22 protein-coding genes and 1 other RNA gene are annotated in these 24,322 nt (G+C 61.9%); 10 read left to right on the top strand and 13 right to left on the bottom strand.

Annotation, left to right across the window (positions count from 1 at the left end; all coding sequences use genetic code 11):
* The first annotated feature begins 17 nt into the window (after nucleotides 1-17).
* From LNV08_RS11335 to LNV08_RS11315, 5 genes are all read left to right on the top strand, one after another.
* Nucleotides 18-1,214: a M20 aminoacylase family protein gene (locus LNV08_RS11335; RefSeq protein WP_263533806.1), complete on the top strand. Its 1,197-nt coding sequence runs from the start codon at nucleotides 18-20 to the stop codon at nucleotides 1,212-1,214.
* Nucleotides 1,211-2,299 carry a M14 family metallopeptidase gene (locus LNV08_RS11330; protein ID WP_263533805.1) on the top strand — a complete coding sequence of 363 codons (1,089 nt, stop codon included), beginning with the start codon at nucleotides 1,211-1,213 and terminating at the stop codon, nucleotides 2,297-2,299. The genes LNV08_RS11335 and LNV08_RS11330 overlap by 4 nt, the downstream gene beginning before the upstream one ends.
* Entirely contained in the window at nucleotides 2,292-2,861 is a 570-nt protein-coding gene (locus tag LNV08_RS11325) for a DUF1415 domain-containing protein (RefSeq protein ID WP_263533804.1), read from the top strand. Before LNV08_RS11330 ends, LNV08_RS11325 begins: the two co-directional genes overlap by 8 nt.
* Before the next feature lie 150 nt (nucleotides 2,862-3,011).
* Complete coding sequence (locus LNV08_RS11320) at nucleotides 3,012-5,321, top strand: ATP-binding protein (protein ID WP_263533803.1); 2,310 nt, start codon at nucleotides 3,012-3,014, stop codon at nucleotides 5,319-5,321.
* Nucleotides 5,322-5,353: 32 nt separating this feature from the next.
* Nucleotides 5,354-6,088: a substrate-binding periplasmic protein gene (locus tag LNV08_RS11315; protein WP_263533802.1), complete on the top strand. Its 735-nt coding sequence runs from the start codon at nucleotides 5,354-5,356 to the stop codon at nucleotides 6,086-6,088.
* 10 nt (nucleotides 6,089-6,098) lie between these two features.
* On the opposite strand, the gene LNV08_RS11310 is transcribed toward LNV08_RS11315, so the two are convergent.
* Both LNV08_RS11310 and LNV08_RS11305 read right to left on the bottom strand, forming a co-directional pair.
* Nucleotides 6,099-7,079, bottom strand: a complete 981-nt coding sequence (locus LNV08_RS11310; RefSeq protein ID WP_263533801.1) for a carbonic anhydrase — start codon at nucleotides 7,077-7,079, stop codon at nucleotides 6,099-6,101.
* A gap of 108 nt (nucleotides 7,080-7,187) precedes the next feature.
* Nucleotides 7,188-8,393: a multidrug effflux MFS transporter gene (locus LNV08_RS11305; protein ID WP_263533800.1), complete on the bottom strand. Its 1,206-nt coding sequence runs from the start codon at nucleotides 8,391-8,393 to the stop codon at nucleotides 7,188-7,190.
* A 101-nt stretch (nucleotides 8,394-8,494) separates the two neighbouring features.
* On the opposite strand from LNV08_RS11305, the gene LNV08_RS11300 reads away from it, so the two are divergent.
* The gene (locus LNV08_RS11300; RefSeq protein WP_263533799.1) at nucleotides 8,495-9,460 is read left to right on the top strand and encodes a Gfo/Idh/MocA family protein; all 966 of its coding nucleotides are present in this window, start codon (nucleotides 8,495-8,497) and stop codon (nucleotides 9,458-9,460) included.
* Here LNV08_RS11300 and rnpB read toward each other — a convergent pair.
* Nucleotides 9,455-9,831: RNase P RNA component class A (gene rnpB, locus LNV08_RS11295), an RNA gene on the bottom strand. The genes LNV08_RS11300 and rnpB overlap by 6 nt on opposite strands.
* A gap of 50 nt (nucleotides 9,832-9,881) precedes the next feature.
* Here rnpB and LNV08_RS11290 point away from each other — a divergent pair.
* From LNV08_RS11290 to LNV08_RS11280, 3 genes are read left to right on the top strand one after another with little or no spacing between them, the layout of a single operon-like run.
* Nucleotides 9,882-10,181, top strand: coding sequence for a helix-turn-helix domain-containing protein (locus tag LNV08_RS11290; protein ID WP_263533798.1), 300 nt, complete (start codon nucleotides 9,882-9,884; stop codon nucleotides 10,179-10,181).
* The gene (gene cysK / locus LNV08_RS11285; RefSeq protein ID WP_263533797.1) at nucleotides 10,171-11,088 is read left to right on the top strand and encodes a cysteine synthase A; all 918 of its coding nucleotides are present in this window, start codon (nucleotides 10,171-10,173) and stop codon (nucleotides 11,086-11,088) included. Before LNV08_RS11290 ends, cysK begins: the two co-directional genes overlap by 11 nt.
* A 56-nt stretch (nucleotides 11,089-11,144) precedes the next feature.
* Nucleotides 11,145-12,035, top strand: coding sequence for a rhamnan synthesis F family protein (locus LNV08_RS11280; RefSeq protein WP_263533796.1), 891 nt, complete (start codon nucleotides 11,145-11,147; stop codon nucleotides 12,033-12,035).
* Between the two features lie 63 nt (nucleotides 12,036-12,098).
* Here the strand turns inward: LNV08_RS11280 and LNV08_RS11275 are convergent, their stop codons facing one another.
* From LNV08_RS11275 to pyrC, 4 genes are all read right to left on the bottom strand, one after another.
* Nucleotides 12,099-13,121: an FHA domain-containing protein gene (locus LNV08_RS11275; protein ID WP_263533795.1), complete on the bottom strand. Its 1,023-nt coding sequence runs from the start codon at nucleotides 13,119-13,121 to the stop codon at nucleotides 12,099-12,101.
* Nucleotides 13,076-14,611 carry a S1 family peptidase gene (locus LNV08_RS11270; protein WP_263533794.1) on the bottom strand — a complete coding sequence of 512 codons (1,536 nt, stop codon included), beginning with the start codon at nucleotides 14,609-14,611 and terminating at the stop codon, nucleotides 13,076-13,078. Before LNV08_RS11270 ends, LNV08_RS11275 begins: the two co-directional genes overlap by 46 nt.
* Before the next feature lie 26 nt (nucleotides 14,612-14,637).
* Entirely contained in the window at nucleotides 14,638-15,318 is a 681-nt protein-coding gene (locus LNV08_RS11265) for a DUF3025 domain-containing protein (RefSeq protein WP_263533793.1), read from the bottom strand.
* A gap of 71 nt (nucleotides 15,319-15,389) precedes the next feature.
* A complete protein-coding gene (gene pyrC / locus LNV08_RS11260) occupies nucleotides 15,390-16,448 on the bottom strand; it encodes a dihydroorotase (RefSeq protein WP_263533792.1) in 1,059 nt (352 codons plus the stop codon).
* Between the two features lie 277 nt (nucleotides 16,449-16,725).
* Here pyrC and LNV08_RS11255 point away from each other — a divergent pair, with 277 nt between their 5' ends.
* Entirely contained in the window at nucleotides 16,726-18,084 is a 1,359-nt protein-coding gene (locus tag LNV08_RS11255) for a methyl-accepting chemotaxis protein (protein WP_263533791.1), read from the top strand.
* Nucleotides 18,085-18,226: 142 nt separating this feature from the next.
* On the opposite strand, the gene LNV08_RS11250 is transcribed toward LNV08_RS11255, so the two are convergent.
* The 6 genes from LNV08_RS11250 to LNV08_RS11225 all read right to left on the bottom strand — a co-directional run bounded on the left by LNV08_RS11250 (nucleotide 18,227) and on the right by LNV08_RS11225 (nucleotide 24,287).
* Nucleotides 18,227-18,961 carry an amino acid ABC transporter ATP-binding protein gene (locus LNV08_RS11250; RefSeq protein WP_263533790.1) on the bottom strand — a complete coding sequence of 245 codons (735 nt, stop codon included), beginning with the start codon at nucleotides 18,959-18,961 and terminating at the stop codon, nucleotides 18,227-18,229.
* 22 nt (nucleotides 18,962-18,983) lie between these two features.
* A complete protein-coding gene (locus LNV08_RS11245) occupies nucleotides 18,984-19,649 on the bottom strand; it encodes an amino acid ABC transporter permease (RefSeq protein ID WP_263533789.1) in 666 nt (221 codons plus the stop codon).
* Complete coding sequence (locus tag LNV08_RS11240) at nucleotides 19,649-20,392, bottom strand: amino acid ABC transporter permease (protein WP_263533788.1); 744 nt, start codon at nucleotides 20,390-20,392, stop codon at nucleotides 19,649-19,651. Before LNV08_RS11240 ends, LNV08_RS11245 begins: the two co-directional genes overlap by 1 nt.
* Before the next feature lie 94 nt (nucleotides 20,393-20,486).
* Nucleotides 20,487-21,383 carry an amino acid ABC transporter substrate-binding protein gene (locus LNV08_RS11235; protein WP_263533787.1) on the bottom strand — a complete coding sequence of 299 codons (897 nt, stop codon included), beginning with the start codon at nucleotides 21,381-21,383 and terminating at the stop codon, nucleotides 20,487-20,489.
* Between the two features lie 117 nt (nucleotides 21,384-21,500).
* The gene (locus LNV08_RS11230) at nucleotides 21,501-22,412 is read right to left on the bottom strand and encodes a LysR substrate-binding domain-containing protein (protein ID WP_263533786.1); all 912 of its coding nucleotides are present in this window, start codon (nucleotides 22,410-22,412) and stop codon (nucleotides 21,501-21,503) included.
* A gap of 18 nt (nucleotides 22,413-22,430) precedes the next feature.
* Complete coding sequence (locus LNV08_RS11225; protein ID WP_263533785.1) at nucleotides 22,431-24,287, bottom strand: ABCB family ABC transporter ATP-binding protein/permease; 1,857 nt, start codon at nucleotides 24,285-24,287, stop codon at nucleotides 22,431-22,433.
* Between the last annotated feature and the right edge of the window lie 35 nt (nucleotides 24,288-24,322).

Below are 24,322 nucleotides of genomic sequence, written 5' to 3'. Positions count from 1 at the left end.
CCCCTCACGGAGACACCATGAAGCTGATCGATTCCATCTTGGCCGACGCGCCCGGCATTGCCGCCTTGCGACGCGATATCCACGCACACCCGGAGTTGTGCTTTCAAGAGCAGCGCACCTCGGACTTGATCGCTAAGGCGCTGAGCGACTGGGGCATCCCGGTGCACCGTGGCCTGGGCACGACCGGGGTGGTCGGCATCATCAAAGGAGGCAGCTCCTCGCGCGCCATTGGCCTGCGCGCCGACATCGACGCACTGCCGATGACCGAGCACAACCAATTCGCCCATGCCAGCACCTATGCGGGCAAGATGCACGCCTGCGGCCACGACGGCCACACCGCCATGCTCTTGGCGGCGGCCAAGCATTTAGCGACCCAGCGCAACTTCGACGGCACGATCTATCTGGTCTTCCAGCCGGCCGAAGAAGGCGGCGGCGGCGCCCGCGAGATGATCAAGGACGGTTTGTTCAAACTCTTCCCGATGGAGGCGATGTTTGGCGCGCACAACTGGCCCGGCATGGCGGCTGGGCAGTTTGCCGTCAAGAGCGGGCCGGTGTTTGCGTCCAGCAATGAATTCAAAATCACGCTGCACGGCAAGGGCGCACACGCGGCGATGCCGAATCTGGGGCTTGACCCGGTGCCGGCCGCCTGCCAGCTGGTGCAGGGCTTTCAAACCATCATCAGCCGCAACAAGCGACCGAGCGACGCCGGCGTTATCTCCGTCACCATGATCCACACCGGCGAAGCCACCAATGTGATCCCAGATAGCTGCGTGATCGAAGGCACGGTGCGCACCTTCACGCTGGAGGTGCTGGACATGATTCAGCGGCGCATGCAGCAGATGGCCGAAGCCACCGCGCAAGCCTTCGAGTTGCGCTGCGAGTTCGAGTTCAGGCGCAACTACCCGCCCACCATCAACCACCCGGTGGAAAGCGAGTTCGTCCGCCAAGCCTTGAGCGATATGGTCGGCAGCAGCAATGTGCAGGTCTTTGAGCCCACCATGGGCGCCGAGGACTTCAGTTTCTTTTTGCAAGAAATGCCCGGCTGCTACTTCCTGATCGGCAATGGCGACGGCAGCCACCGCGATGGTGGTCATGGCATGGGGCCATGCACCCTGCACAACCCCAGCTACGACTTCAACGACGAGCTGATCCCGCTGGGCGGCTCGATGTGGGTGCAACTGGCCGAACGCTGGTTGAACAGCCCCCGGCCATGAGCGCGGCGCAATTCTTCTCACAAAGCTATGCCGAGGCCAGGGCCAAGTTCTTGGCCGCAGCCGAGGCAGCGGGCCTGGACCCTGAGCCGCATTGGCATCCCTTGATGGGGCGCGACGGCGAACGCTTGGCATTGGATGTCGTCCGCCAAGGCCCAAACAAAAGCCGTCGGGTCTTGATCATCAGCAGCGCTTGCCACGGGGTTGAAGGCTTCGCCGGCAGCGGCATACAAACGGGGCTGTTGAGTGACCCGGCCTGGCTGGCTGAAGTTGCCAGGCAAGACATTCGCGTGCTCTATTTGCACGCCCTCAATCCGCACGGCTTTTCTTGGCTGCGGCGGGTGACGCAAGAAGGTGTCGATCTGAACCGAAACTGGCATGATTTTCACCAGCCGCTGCCGCACAACGCCGGCTACGACGGCATCGCCAGCGCCTTGATCCCGGCGCAATGGCCGCCCAGCGCGGCCAACGAGGCCGTGCTGGGCGATTACGCCGCGCTGCATGGCGACAAGGCGCTGCAGCAAGCCGTCACCGGCGGGCAATACGCGCATGAACTGGGCCTCTTCTACGGCGGCCGCGCCCAGACCTGGAGCCAGCAAACCCTGCGCCATATCTTGCAAGAGCATGTTCAAGACGCCGAGGCCATAGCCTGGATTGACTTGCACACCGGCTTAGGGCCTAGCGGCCATGGCGAGCGCATTTTTGCCGGCCACGATGATGGCCAGTCGCTGGCCCGTGCGCGGGCTTGGTGGGGCCGGGGCGTTACCTCGCTGGCCGACGGCAGCTCCAGCTCCGCGCCCTTGGTCGGCTTGATGTGGAGCGTGGTGCCCGAGCTATTCCCGGCGGCCGAGTACACCGGCATCGCGCTCGAGTTTGGCACCTTGCCCTTAGCCGACATGCTGCAGGCCTTGCGCGCCGATCATTGGCTGGAGGCGCACCCGCAAGCACCCGCCGCGCAGGCTGCGGCCATCAAACACCAAATTCGCGATGCTTTCTATGTCGATACCGACGAGTGGAAGCAGCAACTGCTAGCCCAGGCCCGCGAAGCCTGCGAGCAAGCCCTGAAAGGATTGACCCCTCATGACTGAACTCAGCCCGGCCCGCAGCGCCAGCATTCAAGAAGAAACCCAGGACTGGCTGGAAAAAGCCGTCATTGGCCTGAACCTCTGCCCTTTTGCCAAGAGCGTGCATGTCAACCAAAGGTTGCGTTATGTGGTCAGCCAGGCCGCCACGCCGGAAGCCCTGCTGAAGGAGCTGGCCCATGAGCTCTTGAGCCTGATGCGCGCCGACCCGGACGAGGTCGAGACGACGCTGCTGATTCACCCCTTGGTGCTGACCGACTTCCTCGACTTCAACGACTTTTTGGGCGCGGCCGACGCGCTGGTGGAAGACCTGGAGTTGGACGGCATCTTGCAGATCGCGAGCTTTCACCCCGACTATCAGTTCGGCGGCACGGAGCCCGAAGACATCAGCAACTACAGCAACCGCTCGCCCTACCCGACCCTGCATCTGCTGCGCGAATCGAGCATAGAACGCGCCACCGAAACCATGGCCGATACCGACGCGATTTACGAAGCCAATATGGCTACGCTGGAGAAGCTGGGCTTGGACGGTTGGCGTGCGCTGGGTTTGAAGGTCAGCGGCGGCTGATTTCTCTCTCGATCAGAAAACCAGCGTAAGCCGCCCAATTCAAGCCAGAATGCAGCTCATATCGGCGCACCAAACGTCGGGCAAGGCTTTGAAAATCAAGGCACCGTGAGCAGTTGGGCTACGGTGTTCGACGAGACTGAAGAGGCCCTTTTGAGCAGAACAAAATCCAGCTCACTGTTCGTAGCGATCGCGCTCGGCGCCAGCATTGGCTTGCTGCTGCCGGCCCTGATCGTCGGCGGATTGTTGATTGGCCTGCGCGAGCCGCAGGCCGCAGAGGCGGCGCTGCAGCGCGACTTGGAGGCCAAGCTCGATGTGCTGGTCAGCAGCCTGCCGGAGCTGCTGTGGAATCTGGACACGGTCGCCGCCCGCGAGGTGGTGGCTGCCGTCATGAAGTCACCCGATGTGGTGCGAGTAACCGTGCGCGACGCCTCGCAAGGCGCGCCCTTCATCGAAATGAGTTTCCCCGAGCGCCAAAAAGGCCTCAGCGTCAAGGGCGAACGCGAGATTTTTCGCGGCGTGGCACGCATTGGACATTTGCGCATCGAGGTCGATGACCACCTCAGCACCGCTGCGTTGACGCGTCAGCGTTGGCTGTACGGCGCCACAGTAGGCGGCCAGTTGCTGGCTTCCCTGGCCCTGATCCTGGCACTGCTGAATTCCAGATTGATGCGTCCCCTGCGCGAGTTAGGCCGCTTTGCCAATGACTTGGCGCAGGGCCGCTTCAGCGCCCAATTGCCTGCGGGCCGCAAGGATGAAATCGGCTTGCTCGGCGGCCATCTGGAACATATGCGCGATGCATTGCAGCAGCAGTTCGATGCCGAGCGCGCGCTGATCGAGCGGCTGCGCGGCATGGCCGAGACGGTGCCCGGCGTGGTCTACCAGCTGCGACTCGGCTCGGACGGCCGCTTCTCCTTCGCCTATATCAGCGAGGCGGTGAAGGATTATTTCAATCTCTCCGGCGCCAAGCTGGAGCTGAGCGCCGAGCCCTGGTTCGAACAAATTGCAGCAGCCGATCGTGCGTTGGTGCGCGACTCGCTGCTGGTCTCTGCGCGCGCCTTGACACCCTGGCAGCAAGAGTTCAGAGCCCATCAAGACGACGGTAGCGAACGCTGGATCTACGGCAATGCCATCGCCCAGTTGGAGCCGGGCGGCAGCGTGCTCTGGCATGGCTTCTTGACCGATATTTCGCATCAACGGCGTGATGCCCTGGAATTGGTCCGCTACCGCCTGCATCTGGAAGAGCTGGTCGAAGCGCGCACCGCAGAGTTGGCTGACGCAACCAAGGCGGCGCAGGCGGCCAGCTTGGCCAAGAGCGCCTTCCTGGCCAATATGAGTCATGAAATCCGCACACCGATGAACGCCATCATCGGCCTGACCTACCTGGTTCAAAGCGACAGCACCGAGCCAGCCCAACAGCAGCGGCTGCAAAAAGTGGCGGATGCGGCCGAGCACCTGCTGGCCATCATCAACAACGTCTTGGACTTCTCCAAGATCGAGGCGGGCAAGATGCAACTCGGCCACAGCGACTTCAATGTGGCGCAGGTACTCGACAACGTTGCCAGCATGCTGGCGCAGCGCGCCAACGACAAAGGCCTGCAGGTGCAGGTCGAGGTGGACAAGCCGCTCACGACCCAGATACTGACCGGCGATGCCCAACGCATCACCGAGATCTTGCTCAACTTCGCCGGCAATGCGGTCAAGTTCACCGACAAGGGCGGCGTCAAGTTGGCCGCCACCATCGAGGCCGATTTGGGCAGCGCCTTGCAGCTGCGCTTCGAGGTTCAGGACAGCGGCATCGGCATCAGCCAGGAAGCGCAGGCCCGCTTGTTTCAAGACTTCGAGCAGGCCGACAGTTCCACCACGCGGCGTTACGGCGGCACCGGTCTGGGCTTGGCCATTTGTCGACGTTTGGCCGCCTTGATGCATGGCGAGGTCGGCGTACAGAGCAGCCCTGGCCTTGGCAGCCGCTTCTGGTTCACGCTCAAGATTGACAAGAGCAGCATGGCTTCGCTGGCCCCTCCGGCGCAGGCCTCGCGGGGCGTGGCGGCGCGTGAGCTGCTGCAACAGTTCAAGGGCACGCGCGTGCTGCTGGCCGAAGACAATGCCGTCAATCAAGAGGTGGCGGTGGCGATGTTGGGCAGCGCCGGCTTGATCGTTGACGTGGCCGGCGACGGGCAAGAAGCCTTGCGCATGGCCAGTGAGTACGACTACGCCTTGATCCTGATGGACGTGCAGATGCCGCTGATGGACGGCTTGGCGGCCACCCGCGCCATTCGCGGCAGCGCACATGGCAAACACACACCGATTTTGGCCATGACGGCCAACGCCTTTGCCGAAGAGCGCCAGCGTTGCCTGGACGCCGGCATGAACGACCATGTAGCCAAGCCCGTGGTCGCCGAGCAGCTTTTCGCCACTTTGCACATGTGGTTGAGTCGCAACGCAAAACATCGCACACTCTGAATTTGCGCCGCCAGCCAAGCAGGAGCTTTGCCATGTACAAGTCCATCGTCACGGCCTTGAGTCTGCTGGGCTTAGGCTTGATGGCGCCCGCCAATGCTCAGCAACTGAGCCTCGTCACCGAGGAATACCCGCCCTACAACATGAGCGAGGCCAAGGGTCAGGTCGGCGGCATTTCGACCCAGATCGTCAAGGCCTTGCTGGCCGAGGCCGGCCTGAAGCACGATGTCACCATCTACCCCTGGGCGCGGGCGATTTCGATGGCGCGGGCCCAGCCCAATACCTGCGTCTATTCGATGTCACGCACGCCGGAGCGCGAGTCGCTTTACAAATGGATAGGCCCGCTGGTCTATAACGACTGGGCACTGTTCGCGCTCACGGACAAAATCCAAGAGCCGCGCCCCACGCGGCTGGAGGACCTGATGGATGCGCGCATAGGCAGCTACCAAGGCGACGCCATCGTCAGCTATTTGCAAACGCGCGGCCACCGCGTGGATGTGGCCCCCTCGGACGAGGTCAACCCCAAGAAGCTGCAGATGGGCCGCATCGACTACTGGGCCACCGGCCGCTTGATCGGCCAGTACCGGCTGCAGCAGCAGGGCATTCAAGGGATCACGCCGGTGCTCAACTTCAAACGCAGCGAGATGTACCTGGCCTGCAATCTGCAGATGCCCGATGACTTGGTCAAACGGCTCAATGCCGGCCTGCTCAGCCTCGACAAGCAGGGCGTGATCAAGAAGATCTACGCCGGCTTTGGCTACACGCCTTGACGGGATCCGATCAAGGCCCGCCGGACGACTCTTTGATCAAACGCCCGGAGCCGGCCTGAATCGGCCGCGCATTCATCGGATACAGGCGCGAGAAGATCGAAATTTGATTCGCCGACAGTTGCACCGGGCTGCGCATCACCATCCAGAGCACGCCTTCGGAACAAGGCGGCGTGGTCAATGAGCCCATATAGGTGAAGTAGCTGCGATCCTCGGGCAGCAGCTGGTTCAGATCGAGCAGGCCGGGCGCGGCCAAGGCCTGGCCCTTTTCCAGCGGCAGGTTGTTCCAGATCGTCTGTATCAGCGCCTGGTCACGCCCGCGCTCCAGCAGGACCGCCACCACGCCGAGCTTGCCATCGGGGTCTTTGTGCACCAGATGGGCCACCATATCGTATTGACGGCCGTTGATGCGCTCTTCACTGGGGCGATGGAAATGGAACTGCAGCAACTCGAAGCGCCGCCCCATCACCTGCAAGGCATTGCCGGGTGCGACATTGACTTGAATCGTGTGGCCGTTGTCCAGCACCGCGAAATTGCTCGGTCGGTAATCGAAATTGATTTTCTCCAGATCGACACGTATGCCTTCACGGATGTCGATCGGGCTTTGACGAGTGCCGATCGCACATTGGCGGTTTTCAGGGCTCAGCTCGCCCCAACGCTCGGGCGCTCCGTCGCCGGTATAGCCCCAATGGACATGCTCTGCGGCCGCATGGGCCGCTGGCTCGGCCGCCTTGGCGCCCTTGGCCGACGAGCCTGACTTAGAAGGCTTGCCCCCTTCATCATGGCCGCCGGCGTTCTTGACCTTCATCGCGCCGCTCGAGGCTTCCGCCTTATTGCTCAAGCGCTCGGCCAAGCGCTGGCGCAGCACGTCCAAAGACTCTTCACCGTCCGCTTTGGCAGCAGTAGAAGCCGCCGCCTTGGGCTTGGGCTCATTGGCCCGCACCGGGCCCATGCCGCAGCAAACCAGCGCGATGATGCCGGCTTGCGCTAGCATCCTCGCCCTCTTTTGTTTGAATTTAAATGCCATGCCATGCTCCCGCAACTCGGTGCGCTCTGAGGCATTAGTCATCGGTCGATTTGGCTCAGACTTGAGCCGGCAAGCCTATTTGAGCTGCCGCTTCACGGCGAGCCAGGCCATCAGCCCTATGCTCATCAGGCCCATCGAGGTCAGCGCCAAGGCCAAGGTGGAATGCATCACCAAGGGCGCCACCACGCCGGCCACCACGCCATTGGCAGCGCTGCCAATACAGGCTTGCAGCGACGACGCCATACCGCGCCGCTCGGGCACCTCATCCAGCGCCAGCAGCGTCACCACCGGCACCATCAAGGACCAGCCGAAAGAGAAGGCACCGATCACCGGCAAGGCCCAAAACGGGCTCGGCGGCAACAGCAGGTTCAAGCTCACATTGAGCGCGGAGAACACAAACATGATGATGAAGCCGCGCCGGATCTGCTGTTTGGGCTTGATCCTGCCGGCCAGCCGGCCGCTCAACCATGCACCCGCCATGATGCCGCCGATGGCGAAGCAGAAAAACCAGAAGAACTGCGTCGGCGCCAGCTTCAAATGCTCGCCGACGAATACCGGCGCAGCCAAGACATAAAGAAACATGCCGTTGAAGGGAATGCCGCTGGCCAGCGCCAGCAAGATAAAGCGCCGGTTCGAGCAGAGCTGCCAGTAGCCGCGCAGCAGCGGCCGCACATGAAAGGGCTGCACCATGTCCGCATGCAAGGTCTCGGGCAGCAAGCGCCAGTTGGCGACGAACAGAATCACCCCAACCAAGACAAGAAACCAGAAGATTGCGTGCCAGTCGGTATGCACGAACAAAAAGCCGCCAATCATCGGCGCGATGGCCGGCGCAACGCCGAAGAAAATCGTCACCTGCGACATCACCCGCTGCGCCTCGGACGGCGGGAACATATCGCGGATGATGGCGCGCGACACCACCATGCCTGCACCCGCCGACATGCCCTGCACCGTGCGCCAGAACACCAACTGCCCGATGCTGCCCGACAAGGCGCAGCCGACCGAAGCCAACGTAAACACCGCCATGCCCCAGAGCACCACCGGGCGGCGCCCGAAGCTGTCGGACAAAGCCCCGTGGAACAAATTCATCAGCGCAAAGCCGAACAGATAGCTCGACAGCGTTTGCTGCATCTCGACCGGCGTGGCGTGCAGGGCCGCCGCGATGCCGGCAAAGGCAGGCAAATAGGTGTCGATAGAAAACGGCCCGATCATGCCCAAGCCGGCCAACAACACAGCCAAGGCCCAACGCGGGGCGCGCCACAAATGACCGGCTTCTGGATTCATAAAAGATGAGCCGCGACTAAGGCGAATGTTCTGAGCAGCTGTTCAGTGTAAGGGCGACCCTAAACTGGCGCCCTCTAAAGCACCTGCTCTGCGAACAATCAATGAACCATCAGCAACTGAATGTCGGCGTGATTGGCCTGGGGGTGATGGGGCAGCGCATGTTGGCGCGCCTGGCCGCGCACCCGCAATTGCAGCCCACGCTCATCTGGGACGCCAATCCGGCGGCTCTCGCGAAGACGCTACAGCAATACCCGCAATTGAAGGCAGCCACCAGCGCCGCGCAATTGATCGCCGCGCCCGGCCTGCACAGCCTCTATATCGCGACGCCGCCGGCCCCGCATATGGCGTTGACGGAGCTGGCCTTTGACGCCGGGCTGGCGGTTTTTTGCGAGAAGCCGCTGACGGTGGACTTCGCCGCAGCGCGACTATGCATCGATCGCATAGCGCTTGAGGGCCAACGCGCTGCCGTCAACTTTGCCCTCGCCTCCTCCAAGGGCCTGGGCCTGCTGCTGGCGTCGCCGCGCGAGGACTGGCGCCGGGTTGAACTTGAAGTGAGCTTTGCCCGCTGGCCGCGCCCTTGGCAGGCGGCGGCCGGCGCGTGGCTGGGCGAACGGGCAGAAGGCGGCTTCACCCGCGAGGTGCTCTCGCATTTCATCTTCGTGCTGCAGCGCGTCTTGGGTCCGGCCAGGGTACTGAGCAGCGTCGCCACATACCCCCAAGACGGGCGCAGCGCCGAAACCGAGCTGCGTGCCGACTTGGATGTCGCCGGCGTTGCGGTAGGCATCAGCGGCAAGGTAGGCGGCAAGGTTGGCGACGATATGGATGACCAAAACCGCATGCTATGGAGCACAGGCGAGCGCGAGCTCGAACTGAAGCAATGGTTCAGCGAGATTGAGCAGCGCGGCTGCGAGGCTCAAATTCCGGCACAGCTTGCCCAAATCGACCAGCTTGATCAATGGGCGGCCATGATCGAAGGCCGCCCGCACAGCCTGCCCGGCTACGCCGAAGCCCTGGCTGTGCAGCAGACCATAGAGTCGCTGCTGAACCCATCCAAAAATAAAGAGTGAAGCAAGCCGATAGGCCGGATTCTGTGCACCATCCATGCCCTTGCGGGCTGGGATGATGTGACCGCCATTCCTCTTGGCCGGGCATCACTGCCCGGCTCGGTGCCACCTACCCGCCAGCTCTGCGAGCCGCATCAATACTGGCCTACTTGGTGTTGCTGCGCGTAGAGATTGCCCGTTTCACCCGATCCCGCAGGCTGCGCTTGCGGTCCCGCCGAGTTTTGACACCCGGCACGTTTGATCGACTCGTCTCTGTTGCTCTGATCCTCGGCTCACGCCGGACAGCCGTTAACTGCTACGCCGCTCTATGCAGTCCGGACCTTCCTCCAGCCCCATGTTTCCACGCTCGGGCCAGCGGCGGTCTAGCTTGCTTCACAACTAGGATTATCGCCTACGATTCGAGCTTCGTTTGTTAAGCCCCGCCATGCCAAAGATCACCCATATCGACATGCCCTCACCCAGCGGTGATGAGCTCAAGGCCGCCCGCCTGGCCGCCGGCCTGAGCCAGGTTGAAGCCGCTCAGCTCATGGCTTACCCGGTGCAGCCGGGCAGCCGCGGTGGCCTGCAATCGCGTACTTGGCAGGCCCTTGAAAGTGCCAGCGACCCGCGCAATATGCCAGGACCCATCTTTGCCATGTTTCAGCTCTTGACCCAACAACACCCGAGCTGGCACTTGCTCGGCCGCGACCCATCATCCCCAAGGAGTGAATCCCATGAAAGTTGATAACGTTCTCGCCACCATCGGCAACACCCCGCATATCCGCATGCAGCGCCTGTTCGGCGCACAGGCGCAGGTTTGGATCAAGTCAGAGCGCAGCAATCCGGGCGGCTCGATCAAGGACCGTATTGCCCTGGCCATGGTGGAGGACGCCGAAGCGCGCGGCCTGCTCAAGCCGGGTGCGACCATCATCGAACCGACCTCGGGCAATACCGGCGTGGGTCTGGCCATGGTCGCAGCCGTCAAGGGCTATAAGCTGATTCTGGTGATGCCGGACAGCATGTCGGTCGAGCGCCGCCGTTTGATGCTGGCCTATGGCGCCAGCTTTGATTTGACCCCGCGCGAAAAAGGCATGAAGGGCGCGATCGCCCGCGCCCAAGAGCTGGTGGCCGAAAACCCTGGCTCATGGATGCCGCAGCAGTTCGAGAACCCGGCCAATATCGCCGTCCACGTGCGCAGCACGGCGGAAGAAATCCTGCGCGACTTCCCCGAAGGCCTGGACGCCTTGATCACCGGCGTGGGCACCGGCGGCCACATCACCGGCTGCGCGCAAGTGCTGAAAAAAGCCTGGCCGAACTTGAAGGTGTTTGCAGTTGAGCCCAGCGCCTCGCCAGTCATCAGCGGCGGCGCGCCTGCGCCTCACCCAATCCAGGGCATAGGCGCCGGCTTCATCCCGACCAATCTGCACACCGACCTGCTCGACGGGGTGATTCAGGTCGAGGCCGAAGAAGCGCGCGAATATGCACGCCGCAGCGCTGCCCAAGAAGGCTTGCTGGTCGGCATCTCCAGCGGTGCCACCTTGGCCGCCATCGCCAAGAAACTGGCCGAGCTGCCCGCCGGCGCGCGGGTGCTGGGCTTTAACTACGACACCGGCGAGCGCTATCTGTCGATCGAGGGCTTCTTGCCGGTTTAGTGAGTATGAGCAACTTTAACGACACCTTCCGCAAATGGCGCCGCAGTTTCAAGGCCATGCTGCCCTATGTGCGTAGACGCGAGCACAGCGCCTCGCTCAGAAGATTCAACGCCGCGATAGAAGGCTTGGCCTATTCGGCACCACTGGCCTCGCAAGCGCAATTGCACGCGCTCAAGCCGCTTTCGAGCACGCTCAGCAACGAGGTCTGTTTCTTCGTCAGCCATGCCACGCAGCCGCAGCTCAAACACCATGTTGAAGTTCATCTGGACCATCTGTTGCGTGCAGGGCTGAAGGTCGTCTTGATTTTGAATTCTGAGCTCGCGCCGGAGCATGTCGTGCTGGAGGAGCAGTTGCTGGCAAGGCTCAGCGGCGTTTACTTGCGCGAAAACGTGGGCTTTGACTTTGCCGCCTGGGCACAGGTGTTCGCCTTATGCCAGGACACTCAAAACTGGACACGTCTGTTCCTCATCAACGACAGCATCGTCGGGCCACTCAACACCAAGCACTTTGACCAATTGATGGCGCGTGCACGTGGCTCTGATGCAGATGTACTGGGGCTTACCGAGGTTCAGGCTCCACAGCATCATTTGCAGAGCTATTTTCTCGTTCTGAACGCAAGTGCACTGAGGAACCCGGTGACCCAACGAGTGTTCAGTCGGATGCTCAGCCTGCCCTGCAAATCCCAGGTCATCGATGTCTACGAAACCCGCCTGACGGGGACATTGAAGCAGCATGGCCTGAGCTGCATGGCCTTGTTCCCACCCTTGTCAAATGACCGGCACAGTTCGGACGACACCATTCTCAGGTGGGACAAACTCATTGAAAGCGGCTTTCCTTATATCAAGACCAGCATCCTGGACCGATACGCCGGCACGGCCCAGCTTCGCGGTGCGGTGCCCGCAGAATTTATCCCGCAACCTGGCGTGCGCCTGTTTCAACGCGGCTGAAGTACGCCGCCGACAGTCTCGCTGAGGGCGGCTTTCGCCGCCCTTAGACACCAAGCTTGCGGCCTATTCCTCGCCCCCACCTTCCGTGCTGGGCGACTCGTTGTCCTTGTTGGCTTGGCGCGCCAACTCGGCCTCAAGAGGGCGCAGGGCCTCGATCAAGTCTTGCGGCTGCTTGGGCTCCACGAGGCGCAACGCAGGTGGCGGCAAGGCGCTGAGATAGGCCGGGCCCAACCAGTACTGCTGCTCCTGGCGGGGCGCCACGGTCAGCACGAGCAAGGTCGCCAAGCCCGACAGCGCCGCGAGCGCCAACCAGCGCCGTGCACGCGGCCACACCAGGCTGGCATGCCACCACAGCAGCGCCGCCAAGCCGGCCGGGAAGACCACCGCATCCAGGACCATCAAGCGCGGCCAGGACAGCGCAAAAGCCAGCAGCGGCATTGCAATGCCGATCAAGTGCAAGCCGGTCACGACGATCAAGGCCCGGCGCAAATGGGTGAAAAAAGGAAAGCGATGCTGGAATAACTGCGTCACCAAGGACCATAGCGCAGCCCAGCCCAAGATCACCACCAAGGGCCCAAGGACGGCGCTGCTGTAGTCAACCCACGGTGAGCCGGGGTTGAGTTCGGACCAGCGGTCAAACCACAACAAGGCCAGCCACAGCAATAGCAGCGCGGGCACCCAGGCGCCGGCCACCTTGGCGGCGCGTTGCTGGTGTTGCTGCATGGGCTGCTCCGGCGCCAAGGCCTCGGCATTGCTGCGCCAGCGCAGATGGCTGGCGCCGAGTTGGAAGGTGGCGCTGCCTTTGAGGGCTGCCGCATCACCCGCCCGCAAGCGCCGCTCACCCAGCCAGCCTCCGTTCAAACTCGGCATGAGCACCAGGCTGGCTGCACCACCCTCGTTCCATTGAAGCAGCGCGTGCTCGGCGGCCAGATGGGTGTCATCCAGCACCACCTCGCAATTGGGGGAGCGGCCAATGCGAGCCGGCCAGCGCGTGATGCGCTGAACCTGGCGCACCAGGCCGTCGCGCCCAAGGACTTCGATTACCGCAATTCTCGCGATTCTTTGTTCTTGTTCTTGCTGATCCACGCGAAGCCCTCCAGGTAATGCGCGCTCAATTTCAAGGCGTTGTCAAAGCTGACACCGCGGGCGTCAAAGCGGCCCAGCGCGCCCTCGGTGGCCCCGTCGACCGTGGTGACCAACACGCTCAAGTCATGCAGGCCGGCCAGCTTGCGGTAGGCGCGCAGGCAGACGACCGCGCGCAGGGGGAGGCCGTCTCCAGGAGAGCGAAGGGCCGCCCCCGAGCTCTCCGCACCCCCTCGGGGGGCCTGGCGCACAGCGTCGGGTCTGGGGGCTCCACCCTCTATGAACTCCTCTTTGCAAAAAGGCGCGGTGCGGAACTTGTCCTCGCGGCCCAGGCGCTCATTGCGAAAACTCCCCGAATACTGCTTGGCGAAGCGGATCGCGCCGAGCTTGGCGCCGTCATAGGCTTCGTGAGACATGGACAGGTAGCCGGTCTGTATCGCATCATTGACGAACACCGCATGCTCCATCCGGCATTGCGAGCGCTGGAACTCCAGCCCCTTGGTGTCGGCCGGCGTGCCCCTCCCCCAGCAGCGCATGAACTGCTCCTGCGGCACAGGTAACTGGTAATGCGCATGGCCGGCGCTGGCCCAGGGCTGAGCCAAAAAGCGCTGCGTCAACTCATCTTGAAACACCATCAGTTGCTCGCGCAAGCGCGGCCAAGCCGGCGCCGTGACCGGCTTGGCCTTGCGGCCGCGCTCCAGCAAGGCTTGGGCATATTGCCCTGGCACCAGAAAGCTCATCTGCTGCGCAAACGACATCACCGACACATTGACGCCGACCACGCGACCCTCTTCGTCCACCACCGGCCCACCACTCATGCCGGGATTGATGCCGCCGGAAAAGTAAATCAGCGGGTCAAAGCTGCGTTCGACCAAGCCGTTGTAATTACCCTCGACAACGGCAAAAGCAATGTCATGCGGGTTACCCATCGAGTAGATGCGCTCTCCCTTGGCCAGCGGCATGGCAGCCGGGCGAAAGGTCAAGGCGCCGCGCCCGGTCAAGCCATGGTCCAAGCCGCCCAGGCTGCCCGGCACCACGCGCAACAAAGCCAGATCGCGGCGCACATCAAAGTCGAGCAACTCCAGCGCCCCCTCTTGCCCATCGGTGCTGGCAAATCGCAGGCGGTAGCGCTCGGGTTCCAGCGCGAACTGGCTGATGACGTGGTAGTTGCTCAACACATGACCGTCGGCACTGACCAAAAACCCGGAGCCGACCGAGGCCTGGCTGTTCTGCGTCTTGAGCAGCGTGCGGATCTGCAACAGCTGCGCCCGGGCATCTTCATAAATCCGCCGCGCGCTGGCCGAAACCACGGCTGCCGGCGCTGATGCGGCGGGGGCGGCCACGGCTGCCGCTGCTGGCGCTGCTAGCGGTTTAGGCCCAGGGTCCTGTTGTGCCTGCGCCCCGGTGGCCACGGCCAAGAGCAGCCAGGCCAAGAGCCCGAAGCGCAAGCTTGGCCGCGCGCCCGAAGCGGCAAACATTGTCAGCAAGTTCATCCCCCTCATTTCATCTGTGCGCGATGCTAGCCGGTTTGCGCGCGCGCTGCCGGGCGAAAAACACCGGTGTCTGCATAGAAGCTCTCGGCTTCATTGGCGGCCCACCAGCCCGGCACGCCCAGGACCGGCAGCGGCAAAAAAGGCTTGCTTGCCAACCACGCGGGGTCGAGCGCGGCATCCTGCTGGGTAGACACGCTGCCCATAGGCATCAACAGAACATGGGCGCAAATCGGCTTGCGCGGTTGCATCAACTTCTCCAGCAAGGCGTGGCCGATCAAATCTAGCCTCACCTGCGTCCACAAGGGCCGCAGCCGAATGAACAGTCCCGGCCAATCGCGCTGCTCCAAGGCCTCGCACAGCTCGGGCGGTGCCCACATCAGCGCGGCATTCTCGTCCACCACCGTCAAGGCATCGCGCAAGGGTCCGCGTTGCGCCTGCACACCGCCGCTGCGCTTCAGCGCATCGATATGGGCGGCATTCAAGCCCGCCTTGAGCAAGGGCCAATGCAGCCAGATCAGGCCATTGAGCAAGTCATGCTGGTTCTCGCGCGTGGGCACGCGGGCGCTGCGATGAATAAAGGCCTCGTAGGCCTCGCCCTCGGGCAGTTCGGACTGCTGCACGAAACGCAGATCACCATGGGCCAAACGAATCGGCCGGCCTTGCAACTGCTTGTTCAGCGCATCGGCAACCGATGCGCCTGCCGCCATGTCTGCCGACAAGGCCTCGCCCGTTTGGCGATAGGGCGCCAGCCAGGCGGCGCTCCAGTCCAGGCTTGGGTTCAGAGCAGCTTCCAGCTCAGCGTCTCGCCGCCACGCAAAGGCTTCAGCTGCGCCTCGCCAAAGGGCACGGCGCTGGGCAGCGTCCAGTCTTGCTTGCGCAGCGTCACGCGCTGGGTGTTGCGCGGCAGACCGTAAAAATCGGCGCCGTTGAAGCTGGCGAAGGCTTCGAGCTTGTCCAAGGCGCCCATCGCCTCAAAAGCCTCGGCATACAACTCCATCGCCGAGGCGGCCGTGAAGCAGCCAGCGCCGCAAACCGAGTTCTCTTTCATCTGCGAAGCATGCGGCGCGCTATCGGTGCCGAGGAAGAACTTGGGGCTGCCCGAGGTGGCCGCCTTGATCAGTGCTTGGCGGTGGACCTCGCGCTTAAGCACCGGCAGGCAGTAGTAATGCGGGCGCAGGCCGCCGGTGAAGATGGCGTTGCGGTTGTAGAGCAGGTGTTGCGGCGTCAGGGTCGCGGCGGTGAAGGCATCGGCGCCGGCCACATAGTCGGCCGCCTCCTTGGTCGTGATGTGCTCAAAAACGACCTTGAGCTCCGGCATATCGCGGCGCAAGGGCAGCATTACGCGGTCGATAAAAACGGCCTCACGGTCGAACACATCGATGTCGGCGTCGGTCACCTCGCCGTGCACCAGCAGCAAGAGGCCTTCGCGCTGCATCGCTTCCAGCGTCTTGTAGGTCTTGCGGATATCGGTCACGCCGGCATCGCTATTGGTGGTGGCGCCGGCTGGATAGAGCTTGAGTGCCACCACGCCCGCATCCTTGGCTCGCTTGATCTCGTCGACCGGCGTCACGTCGGTCAGGTACAGCGTCATCAGGGGCTGAAAGCTCATGCCGGCTGGCACTGCCGCCAAGATGCGCTCGCGGTAGGCCACCGCCTGCGCAGCGCTGGTCACAGGAGGCCGCAAGTTAGGCATGATGATGGCGCGGGCGAACTGGCGTGCCGTGAACGGAATCACGCTCTGCATCGCGCCTTCGTCGCGCACATGCAAATGCCAGTCGTCGGGGCGGGTGAGACTGAGCTCCTGGGGAGCGGCGGTAGGGGTAGGGATTTGGGCCATGGGGGGATTGTCCCAAAACTCCATGATGCGCTGGGTCAAAACTTGGCTCATCGACCTTTGGAGGAAAGTTGGTGCGGCCGGGCCGCAGATTTGCAAGGGATTTGCGCCGTTTTTCAGGTACGAGCCCGGCTGCGGCTTTGCTAAGGTGGGCGATGCTCGTGTGCCGCAGTCAGTAGCTGCGTGCCCGGCCTTCGAGCCTATGCGAAAGACACAAGCGCTTTCGTGCCGGCTTGAGCGCCTCCGCCTCAGAAAGCAGAAGAAATCCAGGTCCACCGCCATGTCCGAACAATCGAAGCAAGCCCGTCGAAAATCGAATGCCCGCCCTGCTTGGCTGAGTTGGATGCTTGGCGCTGCCCGAGCTGGCTCCGAAGACCAGGCCCTGAGCCAAGGCCTGGCTGCCGCCGAGCGCGGGGACCTGTCCCACAATGCCCCCGCGCATCTACCCGGACTGAGCGCGCGCTTCAACGCGATGTGCACCTCCTTGTCGAGTCGAGTGGCGCAGATTCGCAGCAACGCCAGCATCGCCGCCATGGCCGGCTCCGAGTTGGCCCGGGGCACTCGCGATCTGGCCGAACGCACCGATCAACAGGCCAAAAATCTATCGCAAGCCGCGGCACAGATGGAGCATCTGGGCGGTCTTTTGGAGCGAAATGCCGAGTCGGCCCGCGAAGCCAACAAGGTCTCCACCGCTATGCGCCGGGTAGCCGAATCGGGGGAATCGTTGATGCAAGATGCCGTCTCCCAGGTGCGCAAGATCGAAGGCAGCTCGCGCGAGATGAGCGAAATCATCGCCGTGATCGACAGCATCGCTTTCCAAACCAATATCCTGGCCCTGAACGCTGCGGTCGAGGCGGCCAGGGCTGGCGAGCAAGGGCGCGGATTTGCCGTGGTGGCCAGCGAGGTGCGAAATCTAGCGCAGCGCAGCGCGGCTTCGGCGGCCGAGGTCAAGAAGCTGATTGCGCAATCGGCCGAACAGGTCGAGACCGGTGTGAAGCGGATTGAGCAAGTTGGGCAGGCGCTTGGCGAGATCGTGCTGGGCGTGCGTGAACTGGCGCAGCAGGTTGAAAACATTTCTGGGGGCAGCGAGGAGCAATGCAAGGAATTGGCTCAGATCGCCAGCGCGGTGAACGCGGCCGACGCCTTGACGCAGCGCAATGCCGAGATGGTCGGCGCTTCTGCACATGCAGCCCGCGAACTGGAACAAAGAACGGCCCTGCTCACCAGCGCGGTGCGCACCATTCGCTTGCGCCAGGGCGCCGCCGATGAAGCGAGAGCCCTGGTCGACAAGGCCTGCGCGCTGATCAAGCGCGCCGGCATGAGCAAGGCGGTGAACAGCTTCTTAGACCGCAACAGCGAGTTCTTCGATCGCGATATGTATATCTTTGTATTCAACCGTCAGGGCCTGTTCACCGCCTTCGGTCCCAACCCAGCGCTAACGGGCAAGCATTTGCGCGAAGTCCAAGGCTTGCAGTGGCAGCGTTTGCTGAAAGACGGCTTTGACTGCGTCGATCAGGGCGGCGGCTGGGTCGATTACCAAACCGTCAACCCCGCTTCCGGCGCGGTCAACGAGAAGATGTCATTCGTTCAAGGCTTGCCGGGCGATTTGCTGATCGGCTGCGGGGTCTACAAGGTCTAGTAAAGCTCTTCACAACTCGGGGCGATACCGATTCGTTCTGATCGCGAGATGGGTTGCAAGGCGCAGTCTATGAACTTCGCACCCATGTATAGAAGCACCCCTGCTGAGCGCAAGCGACCAAGCAGAACCTGCGCCGCTGACTTCAATGCTGCAAGATCTTGTCCAAGAACTCCCGCGCCCGTGCCGAGCGCTGCTCGGGATGGCCGAAGAACTCTTCACGCTTGCAGTCCTCGACGATCTTGCCGGCATCCATGAAGATGACCCGGTGGCTGACCTTCTTGGCGAAGCCCATTTCATGGGTCACGCACATCATGGTCATGCCCTCTTCGGCCAGCTTGACCATCACATCCAGCACCTCGCCGACCATCTCGGGATCAAGCGCCGAAGTCGGCTCGTCGAATAGCATCACGATCGGATCCATCGACAGCGCGCGCGCAATCGCGACGCGCTGCTGCTGGCCGCCGGAGAGCTGCCCCGGGAACTTGTCCTTGTGCGCCGACAGGCCCACTCGGTCGAGCATCTTCAGACCGCGCACCTTGGCCTCATCGGGCGTGCGGCCCAAGACCTTGATCTGCGCAATCGTCAGGTTCTCGGTCACGCTCAGGTGCGGGAACAACTCGAAATGCTGAAACACCATGCCAACGCGCGAACGCAGCTTGGGCAAGTTGGTCTTGGGGTCGGCCAGCGAGATGCCGTCAACAATGATGTCGCCCTTCTGGAATGGCTCCAGGGCATTGACGGTCTTGATCAGCGTGGACTTGCCCGAGCCGGACGGCCCGCACACCACCACGACTTCACCCTTTTTGATGCTGGTCGTGCAGTCGGTCAGCACTTGAAAGTTGCCGTACCACTTGTTGACGTTCTTGATATCGATCATTTGAAAAATCTCCTCTCCAGCATCAGCGGATGATGGCAATTTTCTTTTGCAGTCGGCGCACCAGCATCGACATGCCAAAGCAGATGGCGAAGTAAACAGCGGCGGCGACCAGATAGGTCTCAATCGGACGGTTGAAGTTGCGCCCCGCCGTCTCAAAACCCTTCAGCAAGTCATAAGCACCGATGGCATAAACCAGCGAGGTATCCTGGAACAAGATGATGGTCTGCGTGAGCAGCACCGGCAACATATTGCGGAAAGCCTGCGGCAAGACCACCAACTGCATCGTCTGCCCATAACTCATGCCAACTGCGTAGCCGGCGTAGGTTTGGCCCTTCGGTACGCTCTGAATACCGGCCCGCATGATCTCGGCGTAATAAGCAGCCTCGAACAGCGTGAAGGTCACGATGGCCGAGATTTCGGCGCCGAGCGGACGGCCGATCAAAAATGGGATCAGCAGGAAGAACCACAGAATCACCATCACCAACGGAATGCTGCGCATGGTGTTGATATAAGCGGCCGCCGGCACCGCCAGCATTGGCTTGCCGGACAAACGCATCAAAGCCAAGACGGTGCCCAAAGCAATCCCGCCAACCATTGCGATCAAGGTCAACTGAATCGAGAAATAGAGGCCTTGCAGCACATAGCTGCCGACCACGCCCCAAGAGAGAAAAGCAAAGTCGAGATTCATTATTGGCTGCTCCCCACCATGCCGGGCACGCGCGCACGCAGCTCAATAAAGCGGGCGATCGCAAAGATCGCTATCGACGAGACGAAGTACAGCCCCGTCACCGCCAGGTAGATCTCGATGCCTTTGGAGGTTTCCTCCTGCGCCTGGCGGGCAAACATGATCAGCTCGGGCACCGACACAGCAAACGCAACCGCCGAGTTCTTGACGATGCCCATGGCTTCACTGGTCAGCGGTGGGATCACGATGCGCAGGGCCACCGGCAGCAAAACATAACGGTAGGTTTGCGGCAGCGTCATGCCGACCGCCAAACCAGCGTAGGTTTGGCCCTTGGGCAGGCTTTGAATGCCGGCCTTGACCTGCTCGGAGATGCGCGCCGAGGTAAAAAACCCCAGGCCCAACACCACCAACAAAAAACTTGGGATCTGCTTCATCACCGGCAGCAACTCGGGCACGACGAAGTACCAAAGAAAGACCTGCACCAGCACCGGGATGTTGCGAAACAACTCGGTCCATGCGTCACCCAGCAAGACAAGCCGCTTGTTTGGCGTGGTGCGCAGAATGCCCATCAGCACGCCAAAAAAGAGCGCCAAAATCAACGCCAAACCTGACACCGACAAGGTCCATCCCCAGGCCGACATCATCCAATCCAGATAGGTGATTGCGCCGCCACTGCCAAAGCAGCGCGGCACATCCTGCTGATCTATGGTGTCCCTGCAGAACACCTGCCAATCCCAAGTTGCCAAGGCAGCTCTCCTGTCGAATAAAACACAAGGCCGCCCGAGCGCTTGCCGGGCGGCCTTTTTTTGCTTGTGGTCAGCGTACTAAAGCGCTAACGACTTACTTCTTGGCGTAGTCCTCGGCCGGCTTGTCGTTCGGGTTCGCCCAAGCGTGCTTGGTGTTTTCGTTGGGAGCCATGCCGACCTTGGTGTTGGTCGGAGGAATCGGCTGCTCGAACCATTTGCTCCAAGTCTTGGCGATGTCACCGGACTTCATCTGCGCCTTGATGCTGTCATCCACCGCCTTCTTGAAGGCCGGGTCATCCCTACGGATCATGATGGCGATGGGCTCGACCGAGAGCACTTCTCCGACCACTTTGAAGTCAGCTGGTGCCTTGGACTTGGCCACCAGGCCAGCCAAAATTGCGCCGTCCATCACGAAGGCATCGGCGCGGCCCGACTCCAGCAGCAAGAAGCTGTCTGCATGGTCCTTGCCGAAGACTTCCTTGAAGTCAACGCCGGTGGCGCGCTCATTCTTGCGCAGCGTCTGCACCGAGGTGGTCCCGGTTGTCGTCGCAACATTGCGGCCGTTCAGTTGCGCAATCGCGGTGATACCGGAGTTGGCCTTCACGAGGATACGAACCTCCTCGACAAAGGTTGTGACCGCGAAGGCCACATCTTTTTGCCGTGTCGCGTTATTGGTGGTGGAACCGCACTCGATATCGACGGTGCCGTTCTGGACCAAAGGGATGCGGTTTTGCGAAGTCACCGGCTGGTACTTAACGGCCATCGCGCTCATGCCCAATTGCTTGCGGACATCGCGCAACACGTTCTCGCAGATCTCAACGTGGTAGCCAACGAACTTGCCATCACCCAAGGTGTATGACAAAGCACCCGAGGACTCACGCACACCCATGGTGACGCTGCCGCTGTCCTTGATTTTCTTCAAGGTATCTTCAGCCTGGGCCATGCCTGCGACGGCAGCCAGGGCCAGGACGAGCAATGTCTTCTTGGTCATAAACACTCCGGAATGAATGAAGGATTCAATGTAAATCTCAGGCCTCATCTTAGGGGCTAGGCCGCCCCGGTGAGACCTGTGTCGAATACGTGTTTTCACGCATGTACGCCTGACGCACTATTCGGTCAAAAATTTCCACAAGGCCTGAGCTGCTGGCTTGCTGCGCCGGGTGAGCTCGGGACGCTCACGGTAGATGCGCAACTCCATGGTCAGCTCAAACTCCCCAGCAGCGGCAGCCCGCACCAGATTCTTGGCGGCCAGCTCCTTTTTGACCGAACTGGCAGGCAAAAAGGTCAGGCCATGCCCTTCCAGCGCCATCGCCTTCAGCCCCTCGGCCATATCGGTTTCGTAAATGGCATCAAGGTTGAGCGGCACGGTCGAAGCCTTGGCGATCAACTCGACCAAGCGCCCCAGGTAAGCGCCCGAGGCATAGCTGAGGAAAGGAATCTTCTGCCCGGGCCGGCCGGGCAGGCGAAACATCGGCTCGCCATTGGCATCGGCCTTGGCATAGGCGGCCAGCGTCTCTTGCCCCAGCGAGGCCATCTGATAACGCTCAGGGTCCAGTTGCAAGGGCTGGCTGGCGTGGTGATAGACGATCAAGAGATCGCAATTACCCTCGCTCAGCTGCAGCATCGCGTCATGCACATTGAGCGCGTTGAGCCGGCATTTGAGCGCCCCGAAACGCTGGCGCAGGTCCATCAGCCAATGCGGGAAGAAGCTGAAGGCAAGCGAATGCGGCACGGCAAACTCGATCATGTCCTGACCGGCCGACTGATGGCTGCGCAGCATATTGCGCGTCGCCTGCAGATTGCTCAGGATCTCAACCGCTTGGCCGAGCAGGGTCTCACCGGCCCCAGTCAAACGCGTTGGGTAGGAGGAGCGATCCACCAGGTCCACCCCCGCCCAAGCCTCCAGCGCCTGGATACGGCGCGAGAACGCCGGTTGGGTCACATGCCGAACTTGGGCGGAGCGCGAAAAGCTGCGCGTCTCGGCCAAGCTGACGAAATCTTCAAGCCATTTGGTTTCCACGTGCTCAGTGTATCTGGCCTATTCGGCCTGCCCGGCAGGCGGCGCAGCCACCACCTGCTCACCGCCGCTTTGCTGCAAGCGCCACATCCGGGCGTAAGTGCCTTGCTGCGCCAGCAATGCTTCATGATGGCCGCGCTCGACAATGCGCCCCGCCTCCAGGACCAGAATTTCATGCGCATCGACCACCGTGGACAGGCGGTGCGCGATCACCAGCACGGTCTTGTCTTGCGCTGCCGCTTCCAACTCCGCTTGAATGGCGCGCTCGTTGCTTGAATCCAAGGCCGAGGTGGCCTCGTCAAAGATCAGCAGCGGCGGGTTCTTCAGCAGCGTGCGGGCGATCGCGACGCGTTGCTTCTCGCCGCCGCTGAGCTTGAGCCCACGCTCACCCACCATGGTGGCATAGCCATTGGGCATGGAACTGATGAAGTTGTGGATATGCGCTGCACGCGCCGCCGCCTCGACCTCCGCTTGGCTCGCACCGGGCCGGCCGTAAGCGATGTTGTAAGCCACCGTGTCATTGAACAAGACCGTGTCCTGCGGCACGATGCCAATCGAGCGGCGCAAGCTGCTTTGGGTCACCTTGCGCAACTCTTGCCCGTCGATGGTGATGCGGCCGGCGTCAATATCGTAGAAGCGATAAAGCAGGCGAGCCAGCGTACTCTTGCCCGAGCCGCTCGGCCCCACCACGGCGACCTTCTTACCGGCCGGAATCTCGAAGCTGACGTCATGCAGAATCGGCCGCGCCTTGTCATAAGAAAAGCTGACCGACTCGAAACGCACCGCCGCACCACTGACGGCTAACTCCGCAGCCCCAGGCACATCGGCAACTTCACGCTCGCGCTCCAAGAGGCCAAACATCTTGTCCAAGTCGGTCAGGCTCTGCTTGATCTCGCGGTAGATCACGCCGAGGAAATTCAACGGAATGTAGAGCTGGATCATGAAAGCATTGACCATCACCAAGTCACCCAGGCTCATCGTGCCGGACACCACGCCGACCGTGGCACGCCACAGCATCAAAACCAAGGCGGTGGCGATGATCAGTTGCTGGCCGGTGTTCAGCAAGGACAGCGTCGACTGTGCTTTCAGCTGCGCGCGGCGCAGCTTCTCCAGGCTTTCGTCATAGCGGCTTGTTTCGAAGTCTTCGTTATTGAAGTATTTGACCGTCTCGTAATTCAGCAAGGCGTCGATCGCCCGGCTGTGTGCGACCGAGTCCAGCTCATTGAGCTGCTTGCGAAACTTGGTGCGCCACTCGGTCACGATGATGGTGAAGCTGATGTAGAGCGCCAAAGCAGCCAGCGTGATGTAGGCGAACCAAGCGTCGAACTTGACCGCCAGCAGCGTCAGCACCAGCGTCACCTCGATCAGCGTGGGCACGATGCTGTAGAGCGAATAGGAGATCAGCGAATGCACGGCGCGGGTACCACGCTCGATGTCGCGCGTCATGCCGCCGGTCTGGCGCTCCAGGTGGAAGCGCAGACTGAGTGCGTGCAAATGACGGAATACTTGCAAGGAGATGCTGCGCGCCGTGCCTTCCGTCGCCTTGGCGAAGATCAGCTCGCGCAGCTCGGTGAACAGCGAAGTCATCAAGCGCAGCGCGCCATAAGCTACCAGCAGGCCCAAGGGCACCACCGCAACACTGGCGGCCGAGCCAGGTTTGATGGCCAGGTTATCGACCAGCGACTTCAAGAGCAGCGGCACGGCCACATTGCTCAGCTTGGCAAACAGCATAAAGCTCAGCGCAAAACCGACGCGCCAGCGATAGCGCCACAAATAGGGCAAGAGCTTGTTGATCGTGGCCCAGTCGCTGCGCGGGGCCGCTGGCAGCGCAGCGGTGTTGCCGTCTGAATGGGGAGGAAGTGCAGGGCTACTTCGCATGTGTTGTTTTAATTCTTGAGCTGTGGCCGAGAATG

Source organism: Paucibacter sp. TC2R-5 (assembly GCF_025717605.1).
Lineage (GTDB): Bacteria > Pseudomonadota > Gammaproteobacteria > Burkholderiales > Burkholderiaceae_C > Paucibacter_A > Paucibacter_A albus.
The sequence above is the reverse complement of the archived record's forward strand: the minus strand, read 5'-3'. Positions and strand labels throughout refer to the sequence as shown.

Bases quoted from the DNA above. Each gene is read 5' to 3' on its own strand.
- LNV08_RS11245 (WP_263533789.1), bottom strand. From the start codon at position 19,649: ATGAATCTCGACTTTGCTTTTCTCTCTTGGGGCGTGGTCGGCAGCTAT.
- pyrC (WP_263533792.1), bottom strand. From the start codon at position 16,448: ATGGCCCAAATCCCTACCCCTACCGCCGCTCCCCAGGAGCTCAGTCTC.
- LNV08_RS11290 (WP_263533798.1), top strand. From the start codon at position 9,882: ATGCCAAAGATCACCCATATCGACATGCCCTCACCCAGCGGTGATGAG.
- LNV08_RS11225 (WP_263533785.1), bottom strand. From the start codon at position 24,287: ATGCGAAGTAGCCCTGCACTTCCTCCCCATTCAGACGGCAACACCGCT.
- LNV08_RS11255 (WP_263533791.1), top strand. From the start codon at position 16,726: ATGTCCGAACAATCGAAGCAAGCCCGTCGAAAATCGAATGCCCGCCCT.
- LNV08_RS11305 (WP_263533800.1), bottom strand. From the start codon at position 8,393: ATGAATCCAGAAGCCGGTCATTTGTGGCGCGCCCCGCGTTGGGCCTTG.
- LNV08_RS11330 (WP_263533805.1), top strand. From the start codon at position 1,211: ATGAGCGCGGCGCAATTCTTCTCACAAAGCTATGCCGAGGCCAGGGCC.
- LNV08_RS11335 (WP_263533806.1), top strand. From the start codon at position 18: ATGAAGCTGATCGATTCCATCTTGGCCGACGCGCCCGGCATTGCCGCC.
- LNV08_RS11300 (WP_263533799.1), top strand. From the start codon at position 8,495: ATGAACCATCAGCAACTGAATGTCGGCGTGATTGGCCTGGGGGTGATG.
- cysK (WP_263533797.1), top strand. From the start codon at position 10,171: ATGAAAGTTGATAACGTTCTCGCCACCATCGGCAACACCCCGCATATC.
- LNV08_RS11235 (WP_263533787.1), bottom strand. From the start codon at position 21,383: ATGACCAAGAAGACATTGCTCGTCCTGGCCCTGGCTGCCGTCGCAGGC.
- LNV08_RS11250 (WP_263533790.1), bottom strand. From the start codon at position 18,961: ATGATCGATATCAAGAACGTCAACAAGTGGTACGGCAACTTTCAAGTG.
- LNV08_RS11280 (WP_263533796.1), top strand. From the start codon at position 11,145: ATGCTGCCCTATGTGCGTAGACGCGAGCACAGCGCCTCGCTCAGAAGA.
- LNV08_RS11315 (WP_263533802.1), top strand. From the start codon at position 5,354: ATGTACAAGTCCATCGTCACGGCCTTGAGTCTGCTGGGCTTAGGCTTG.
- LNV08_RS11265 (WP_263533793.1), bottom strand. From the start codon at position 15,318: ATGGCGGCAGGCGCATCGGTTGCCGATGCGCTGAACAAGCAGTTGCAA.
- LNV08_RS11325 (WP_263533804.1), top strand. From the start codon at position 2,292: ATGACTGAACTCAGCCCGGCCCGCAGCGCCAGCATTCAAGAAGAAACC.
- LNV08_RS11310 (WP_263533801.1), bottom strand. From the start codon at position 7,079: ATGCTAGCGCAAGCCGGCATCATCGCGCTGGTTTGCTGCGGCATGGGC.
- LNV08_RS11270 (WP_263533794.1), bottom strand. From the start codon at position 14,611: ATGAACTTGCTGACAATGTTTGCCGCTTCGGGCGCGCGGCCAAGCTTG.